This window comes from Nocardia sp. CA-135398, from assembly GCF_050955845.1.
Classification (GTDB): domain Bacteria; phylum Actinomycetota; class Actinomycetes; order Mycobacteriales; family Mycobacteriaceae; genus Nocardia.
This window is the reverse complement of record NZ_CP192084.1, coordinates 4,127,509-4,136,070: the sequence shown is the minus strand read 5'-3', so window position 1 is coordinate 4,136,070 and position 8,562 is coordinate 4,127,509. Positions and strand designations below refer to the sequence as shown.

The window sequence follows — 8,562 nt, the reverse complement described above, 5'->3', positions numbered from 1 at the left end:
GACCCATTCCCTTCGCGTATCGGTTCAGCAGCTATCTTGTTGGTCAGGATCAGACAAGTGCCCCCTGGCGTCGTCGGTAGCGCTGTTCGAAACCGGTCACATACGTGGAGGGTGCGATCGACGAGGTGGAATGTTCCACCACACCGTCATCGGCGACATAGAAGATCGCCCGGCCGATCGCGATCTCACCGGGCGGCACCGGGACGTACACCATCCAACCGACTTCGACGCGCTCCGCGGTCAGCTCCGCAAGTGGATAGCCAGTCGTATCCAGCCCCTGATCCAGGATGTAGGTCCGGACCCGATCGGCGGCGTCCGCGCCCGATATCGCCCGTTGTACTTCTCGGGCCGCGACACCCGCGATCGAGAACTGGTACTGGGCTGCGTCGATGTCGAAGCGCTCAGGATCGCCGAAAATGTCGGTCACCGCCGTCCGGGTGACGACACCCGCCTGCGCGGCCGACACCAGCACCTCAACCATGCTGCGCACCCCCGCGTTCGGCTGATCGGGCAGCAGGCCGGTCACGATGTCGACGACGGTATCCGCGGTCCACACCCCGGGAACAGCCGACGCACACTGCTCGACCGACGCGGACTCACCCCGCCACCACTGCCCCTGCTCCCACCAGTAGCAGAACGACAGCAGCCCGGCCGCCGCCCGCGGATTCAGCACCGAGTCCGCCACCCAATCCGGCGCTCCGGCATAGAAATTCGGCATCGGCGCAGCCCCGTTGTACACCGCATCCAACTCGGGCGGATTCCATATCCCCCCGGACAGCACCGCACGCCCGCCGGGCAGCACATAGAGGGTGGAACCTGCCCGCCGAGAACTTTCGAACCAGCCCACCGACGGCAGTATTCGGGGTCCCAACTGCGATCCCACCGCCACGAATGCCGCCGATACCACGGCCCAACGCGCCCACATCACCGGTAGATCGGGCAGTTGGTTCTCCAACGGCACCGGTCGAACCCCGGCCGCGTGGTCGGCGCGCACCGCGGCCACCGCCGACCGCGGGCTACGCGTCTGCCGGTCACCGTGGCCGAGATACGCCGCCAGCCACACCGGCAGCCGATCCCGCGGATATTCCGCCAGATCGGCGATATAGGCCTGCGGGGCGAACAGCTGATCGTCCGGAAATGGCTCATCGCCGTAGTCGTAGCCGACCTCGGTCGCGCCTCCGTCGGACGACCACATCAGCAGACGCCACCAGGGACCCCACTCGAGCCGCGCGGACAGCTCGCGAAGCCGACGCACCGACGCGAGCACCGACGCGGACGGATCCAGTCGGGTCGACCGGTCCCCCTCGGTGAAGACGACCTCTACCGACTCCTCGGCAACGGTCAGCGCGAAGACCGCCGACATGGAATGCCACCCGGACGGACCGGCCGCGATGATATCCGCCGCGATCTGTCGGGCCGCCCGCGTCATCTCGTCATCGAGCGAATCGATGGCCTGCCCGCTCTCGATATCGGTATCGCCCGTGTCCGAATTCGTCATACGACAGCCCCCTCAGTGCTCCAGATTGTTTCTGTCCCAACCGATCACGGCTCGCGCCCACCGTCCCGGGCTGCGGCGGGTGTCGGTGAGCAGGCCGCATAGTGTCTTCGCCGGTTCGGTGGCTTTGTCCCCGTTGAGCATCACGTCGGTGAAAGCATCGGCCAGCGCTTCGCCCGCGTCGAATCGCCCCTTGTCGAAACTCGCACCGCTCAACTGATCACGCCAGCGTTTGTAACCGGCCACCACGCGAGCAAGACCGGCATCGCGGTAGCCCCTGTCGCCGCGCAAATACTCCTCGATCAAGAGTCGCTGCGCCCGGCGCCGTGACTGCCCGCCACCGGCGAGGTCGAAGGCGCGACCGAATTCCCGAACCGTCGCCGCGTACACGGGACGCGTATCCGCCTGCGCGACAGCGGCACCCGGCCGACGCCGGTCGCGCAGGATCTCCTCGAGCCGCTCAGGATCAGCGGCCGATGCACCATCAAGAGTGACCGACCACGAGTCCGCATCGGCAGCCTCCGTTCGACCAACGCGGACGACCCCGCCCTCGGCGACAGCCCCGATCGCGATGGCGCGGACATCGATCACTCGATGCCTGGTGAGCACGTCGTCGGTTGCCGCGAGAAACTCCGCCACCACGGTCGCGTCGAGACCGGTGGCCTCGAAACCGGACACCTCGACGCCGTGTCGCTCGGCCAGCTCGCGAGCTAGTCGCGCGATCGCGTTCCCCGGTCGAGCCGCCGGACCGGCAACTACGGCGGGCCGCTCGCTCGGACTGTGCGGTCGAACAGTCGCGGATTTCTTGTCCGGCGTCGGCTTCCCGTCGCGCGCGCGGGCGGGCCCCGCGACCGGAGTCGATCGAGCAGCCGGGTTGCCACTGCCCTGCCAGGGCGTGGCCGACGGCTTCCGATCCCCGCGTGCGCTCACCGCGGGAGGTCCCGTACCGCTCGCACCCGGCGGTACAGCGGCGCGCGGCAACGGCTCGCGCCCGGGCGGTGCCGTCGTAGGCGCGCCGGGACGAACAATTCGACCGGCATCCGGAACGCCCCGCACGGAAGCATTGGCGGGCTCCGGCCAGCGCTGCCCCCCACCTCCTTCGTCACGGCCGACACCATCTGCGGGGTCAGCAGAATCCGGCTGCGGGCCAGCGCCAACGGACGGATCGGTACCCGACGGCCGCACACTCCCTTGACCATCATTGGCCTCGTGCGCATTCGGTTCCGCGTGCGCACGGACACCTCGCGCCGACGGCGCGGAACCCGAATCCGGAGCGATCGGCCGTGCTGCTGCGGCGGCCGATGCCCGAGGTGCTCCGGCGGCCGATTCCTGAGGCGTTCCGGCGGGTGACTCTCGAGGTGCTTCGCCGGCCGATTTCTGATCGGCCTCGGGCACCACCGGATCTCCGGACACCCGCGGAACCGGTTCGGGGGCCGCAGCGGTGACAGAGTCGCCCGCAGCATGGTCGGCCGCCTCCAGCGAGCCCGCGACGCCGGTCACCTGCCCGCCGAAACCGCGCAACGCCTGCGCTATATCGCGAAGGGCCGCAATCGCCTGCCGCGCATCCGGCTGGTAGGTCTTCTCGAACGCCGCCCCTGCTTCGTCGTCACCCCACCACTGCCCCTCCTCGGACAGGACAGCGTCCAACCGTTGCATTACTTGCTGGACCTCATCGCCGATCTCCTCGAACGCGGCCCCCCGGGCACGCAGCAGTTGCAGATCGGCCCATAGCGATCGACTCACCCCACGCTCCCAAGCTCGGACAGATCGAATAAGCATGACCGGATAGGTAGGTGCACAACATCGGTAGGTGCGAACCTCGTTAGATGCGAGCTAAAACCATTTGCGCGTCTACGGTTTTGGCGGAATTGCCCGGCGGGCCGCAAGCATGGCCGCAGCCTGTTCGGCGGTCGTCACCTCGCGTCACGTCATCATCCGGGCCCTCCCGCAGGACCGCGCCGATAAGGTCCAGCGGGAAACCGCCCGGCTCGGTCAGCAGAGCACGTGATCTGCGAGTACCCATCGGTCGACTACGTCACCGATCCGACCGAGACGATGTTCGCGCGGTCACCAACGATGAACTCGACTGGAGTCGATCAGCGGCGAGCGGCGCACCGTCGGCCCGGCAGATGGTGTCGTACATATGCAGAATCGAACCGTCGGCGCTCGGCGAGGTGCGATCGCGCGAGAGATGGGCGAGGATATCTCCTGCGCGGAGGTACATGTGATCGTAGGGATCCAGGTAGCGGTCGTCGGCCCATCGTCTGGCGACAGTGGCGTATCGCCGCAGCAGCACGATGTCCACGCTGGGTCGACCGCCAGTGACGGGACGCCCGTTCGGCAGTTTCAGCCATTGCATCTCGGCCAGTAGGAGCTCCGGCAGCAGCACCTCGGTCATGATCTCGTCCGAGCCGACCCGGCCGCGGCGACTGTATTCGTCGATCACCGCCAACGAATGGGCGATCGCCGACAATTCCTCGTAGGTGGCGCTGGACATCCACGGCTGTATGCCCAGCCGTGTTGTGCGGCTTCGAAGTTCGGCGTAATTCGGCAGGCCGGCGGCGCGCCAGGAAAGCAGGCGTCGCCGCCGCGGCGTGTAGACCGTTCGAGCGATGTCGATCAGAATCGACCACCACAGATCAAAATTCTGTCGAACATGCTCCTCCGGCTCGACCGGGCCGTGACCGACCGGAAGCGGCATCTCGATGATCTTGCGGCGCAGTCCGGGTGATGTCAGCGTGTCGAAGTCCGCCCGAATCCCGTTGTCCCGCAGGAAGGTCAGTGACCACCAGATAACGTGCGGTTGCAGCCACTGTCGTCCCTGCGAGGTCGCGTAGGAGTTACGCAACAACCGGATGAGGCGGTGCGGGTTACTCAGCTCGTCGCCGATGAGGGTGACCGCCCGGCCCGGCGGGATAGACAACTTGCCGGGAAATTCGGCGAGCACGCCGTTGTCGGCGGCCAGGTTCGAGTGCGCTGCTCGCGCGCGGAAACCTTGTTGTCCCAGCGAGATTGCCGATACGAGGGCCCATGTGCCTTCGAGTAGGAGAAAGCCCCAATTCCGGTCGGTATAGGCGATGACGGCGAGGATGCCGCTGCCGATCGCGTTGCACGCGAGGTAGGAGATCTTCGTGTCATCGACCAGACCCGCCTGAGCGGCGACAAAGGCCGCGAGCAACAGAAGCGCGCCCAGAACCTGTGGAATCTGGCTCATCGGCGGGCCCACTGTGCCATGAACGTCCACGCCATGCGCGGCCACGCATCTTCACCGGCATCGTGTTCGAAGCCGCCGAATTGTGCGGCAAGCACCAGAGATATCCCGGCGAGCTGCACAATCGTCAGGCTTTGGCCCGCGAAGGTCCAGCCGAGTATCACCGCGACCACCGGACCGAGCAGCATGAGCCGAGAACCGGCGGTCGCCTCGACACCGCGCAGCAGGCCGCCGAAGAACAGCGCGAAAGCCGCCGCGGTCGCCGCTAGCGCCAGCCATCCGGTCGCGACGAGTTGGTGCCAGCTCAGGCTGGGTGGTTCCCCCTCGAGCAGTGTGGCCAGCGGCAGCAGCACCAGCCCGCCCGCCAGCATCTGCCACGCGATCGCGCTCAGCGGCGGTGTCGACGGCGGTACGCCCCAGCGCCGGGTGAGCACCATCCCGACGCCCGACAGCAGTGCCAACGCGGCCGCCGCACCGACACCGACCAGGTCCAGTCGGGCCGTGCCGCGCAGCACGACGAGCCCGACTCCGAACAGTCCCAGCAGTGGCGCCCAGAACTGACGCGGCGTCAAACGTTGGCCGGTCATCATCACCACCAGCGGAACGACAATGCACTGCGCCGCGGAAATCGTCGAGACGACCGCACCGGGTATCCGGTGCGCGGCGACCGCTTGCAAACCGAAAAAGCCGCCGAAATTCAGCATGCCCAGCAGCGTGGCGCGCGCCCACCAAATTCCGGCGGGGCGTGCGGGCCGCAGCGCGATCAATACGAGCCCAGCAGGTAATATGCGGAGCACCGCGTTCCACAGCGGCGCGTCGGGCAGGGATTGGATGGCCAGAAATGCGGTTCCGAAAAGACACGGGCCCGTTGCACAGGAAATCAGGGCGTAAGTATTGACCGGGGCTACCTGCCGAAATGTGGTTGTCGCGCGATTTTCCAAGCCGGTCACCGCGCACCGCCCTGCTCGGTCAAAAGAGCCCGCCCAGCATTTCCGCGTCCCAGCAATTCGGTCAGCTCGCCGGATTCCGCGCGCAGCGCGGCCGCAGCCGTTGTCAAATCGCTGGCAACCTCCGCCAGCACCTTGGCGACCTCGGTCGCGTTCGCCCGCAAGATATCGGTCCACAGCCCCGCGTCACCCGCGGCGATTCGCGTGGCATCTCGAAGACCCGCGCCACACAAACGTAATGTCGGATCATCGGCGTCGGCCAGGGTCGCGGCGAGCGCGGACGCGACCAGATGCGGCGCGTGGGAGGTGCGCGCCACGATCCGGTCGTGCTCGTCGTGCGCCATCATCACCGGACGCGCACCGGTCGAACCGACGAACTCGACCACGGTTTCGATTGCGTCCGAACATGTTTCGGCCAGCGGCGTAAGCGCCCAGACCCGGCCGTCGAACAGCTGCGCCGAGGCGGCGTGTGGCCCGGATCGTTCGCTACCGGCCATCGGATGCCCGCCGACATAGGAGGTGAGATCGCAGCCGACCGCCTTCGCCTCCGCCAGCGGAGCGGCCTTCACGCTGCCGACATCGGTATAGAAACGGCCCAGCCCGCGGGCCTGGCATTCGCCGAGAACCGTGGCGATTTCCCCCGGAGGGACAGCGATCACCACCAGATCGACGGTGGGCTCGGGCAACCCCGCGACACCTGCTCCGAGCGCGGCCGCCGCCGCGGCAACCACGGGGTCTCGATCATGCAAATAAGTGAGTACGCCGTGCCTACGTAAGGCGAGGCCCACCGATGTTCCGATCATCCCGGCGCCGATGACCGCAACCGTGCGAGCCGACCGTTCCCGGAGCGCATTCACGAAGGTCTGCCTATTCTGCTCGGGGCCCACAGTGCACAGCAGACTAGTGCGATGACATTCATTACCCGACCTCATCCGAATTATTCCATGCGGGTCCAAATGAATGTCACCGCAGTAGAGTCATCTCGATTCGGCAAAGATACTCGCGTCATCACGAGCGTTCAATCGGTAATTAAAATAGGTAGATCAGACCAGAATTACCTATATACGAAACATACCGATAATATCTGCGCGGCGGTCCGCGGGTGCGGCACGACCGACACCGCCATACGCCAGCATCGCCACCCCGCGGCCGCGCCACCCAGCGCGAACACGTGCGATCCGTCGAAGTCGGTGTCAGTTGCGTTCGCCCTGGCCGCCACCATAGCCGGAGCAAATCCGGCATAGGCCGACGAGCCCACGCCCGGACAGATCATCTCGATCGATGTCAGCCTGCTGGGCTGTTCCCTCGGGACCACATTGGCCTTCCACCTGCGACCGGCACCCCAGACGCCTCTGGCAATACCTAGTATCATTAGGATATGAACTAGGTACCCTAGCTCAGGAGAGGAGGTGCAATGTCGCCACGCGCCGGGTTGACCGCTGAGCGAATCACGCTGGCGGCAGCGGAACTCGCCGATGACATCGGCTTCGACAACATCACCGTCGCCGCGCTGGCCAGGAAGTTCGGCGTCAAGGACGCGAGCCTGTACTCACACATCAAGAACCTCGAAGACCTGCGCAACCGGGTGGCGATGCTGGCAAGCGACGAGAAGTCCGACCGTATTGCCGCGGCGGTGGCCGGGCGCGCAGGACGGGATGCGCTCGCGGCTTTTGCCGACGAATGGCGCCGTTACGCCCTGGAACATCCCGGCCGCTATGCCGCCACCCAGATGCCGATGGACCCCGCCGTGGCCGCCGATTGGACCGGTGGGCGGCGCGCCATCGACCTGACCTACGGGATGCTGCGCGCCTACAGGCTCGACGAACCCGACATCACCGACGCGGTTCGCCTGTTGCGCAGCACTTTTCACGGATATGCCAACCTGGAGTCGAGCGGCGGATTCGGCCACGCCCGCTCCACCGCCGCCTCCTGGGACCGCATTATCGACGCCCTGCACATCACGCTCACCCACTGGCCGACCGACGAGAAAGCAAAACAACAGTGAGATCCGAAACCCTCGAAGTGTCCGGCGCCACCTTATATTTCGAGGTGCGCGGTAACGGTCCGGTGCTGCTCCTGCTGCCGGGCAGTGGCGGCGACGCCGGGATCTTCGACCCGATCGCCGATGCTCTCGCCGAGCACTTCACTGTCGTCGCCGCCGATCCACGTGGCTACTCACGCAGCGTCCTGGACGCTCCCGAACCCGTGGACCAGCGCATCGAAGTTCTCAGCGATGATGCATACCGCCTGATCGAACACCTCACGCCCGCAGGAGAATTCGCCTATGTCGCGGGTGTCAGCGGTGGCGCGGTCGTCGCGCTCGACCTGCTGGCCCGTCATCCAGAACGGCTGCGTCTGGTCGTTGCCCACGAGCCGCCGTGCTTCGCGGTTCTGCCGGATGCGCACGCGCACCGGGCCATGGTCGAGGAAGTGGTCGAACTCGCCCGTGACCAGGGGCCCGCCGTCGCGGGCGGGCGATTCATGCAGGCGGTGGGTGTCACCCCGAAGCCGCTGCCCGATGCCGCCGAGGTCCCGGCTCGCACCGCCGAAATGCTCGGACGGCTGATGGCCAACGCACCGCTGATGTTCGCTCATGAACTGCGCGCGGTCACCGATTACCGCCCCGATACGGCCGCGCTCGCCGCTGTCGTGGACCGCCTTGTGCTGGCCGCGGGTCGGGAAACCCGTGGCCAGCTGCCGTATCGGACCGCGGAAACCCTTGCGAGCGAATTGGACCGACCGCTGGTCGAGTTCCCGGGTGGGCACAGTGGCGTACGGGAAACCCCGACCGAATTTGCTCGTGCTCTGCTGGAAGCACTGACGGTCACCGCGGATCACTGACCCACGCAGGTTCCTCGCCGGAGGCCGAGCCGTGCGGCCGATACTGGGCGTGCATGTTTTGTCGAGAC

General features: G+C 66.5%; 7 protein-coding genes. 2 read left to right on the top strand and 5 right to left on the bottom strand.

Features of this window, described 5'->3' with window-relative positions:
* Nucleotides 1–49 precede the first annotated feature (49 nt).
* The 5 genes from ACQP1T_RS18060 to ACQP1T_RS18040 all read right to left on the bottom strand — a co-directional run bounded on the left by ACQP1T_RS18060 (nt 50) and on the right by ACQP1T_RS18040 (nt 6,510).
* Nucleotides 50–1,498 (bottom strand): hypothetical protein, encoded by a 1,449-nt coding sequence (locus ACQP1T_RS18060; RefSeq protein WP_433761697.1) that lies wholly within the window; start codon nt 1,496–1,498, stop codon nt 50–52.
* Nucleotides 1,499–1,510: 12 nt separating this feature from the next.
* The gene (locus tag ACQP1T_RS18055; RefSeq protein WP_433761696.1) at nt 1,511–3,238 is read right to left on the bottom strand and encodes a hypothetical protein; all 1,728 of its coding nucleotides are present in this window, start codon (nt 3,236–3,238) and stop codon (nt 1,511–1,513) included.
* Nucleotides 3,239–3,530: 292 nt separating this feature from the next.
* Nucleotides 3,531–4,709 (bottom strand): CBU_0592 family membrane protein, encoded by a 1,179-nt coding sequence (locus ACQP1T_RS18050; RefSeq protein WP_433761695.1) that lies wholly within the window; start codon nt 4,707–4,709, stop codon nt 3,531–3,533.
* Nucleotides 4,706–5,656, bottom strand: a complete 951-nt coding sequence (locus ACQP1T_RS18045; RefSeq protein ID WP_433761694.1) for an EamA family transporter — start codon at nt 5,654–5,656, stop codon at nt 4,706–4,708. The genes ACQP1T_RS18050 and ACQP1T_RS18045 overlap by 4 nt, the downstream gene beginning before the upstream one ends.
* Nucleotides 5,653–6,510, bottom strand: a complete 858-nt coding sequence (locus ACQP1T_RS18040; protein WP_433761693.1) for a prephenate dehydrogenase — start codon at nt 6,508–6,510, stop codon at nt 5,653–5,655. The genes ACQP1T_RS18045 and ACQP1T_RS18040 overlap by 4 nt, the downstream gene beginning before the upstream one ends.
* Nucleotides 6,511–7,067: 557 nt before the next feature.
* On the opposite strand from ACQP1T_RS18040, the gene ACQP1T_RS18035 reads away from it, so the two are divergent.
* Both ACQP1T_RS18035 and ACQP1T_RS18030 read left to right on the top strand, forming a co-directional pair.
* Nucleotides 7,068–7,658, top strand: coding sequence for a TetR/AcrR family transcriptional regulator (locus ACQP1T_RS18035; RefSeq protein WP_433761692.1), 591 nt, complete (start codon nt 7,068–7,070; stop codon nt 7,656–7,658).
* Nucleotides 7,655–8,494, top strand: coding sequence for an alpha/beta fold hydrolase (locus tag ACQP1T_RS18030; RefSeq protein WP_433761691.1), 840 nt, complete (start codon nt 7,655–7,657; stop codon nt 8,492–8,494). Before ACQP1T_RS18035 ends, ACQP1T_RS18030 begins: the two co-directional genes overlap by 4 nt.
* Nucleotides 8,495–8,562: the final 68 nt, after the last annotated feature.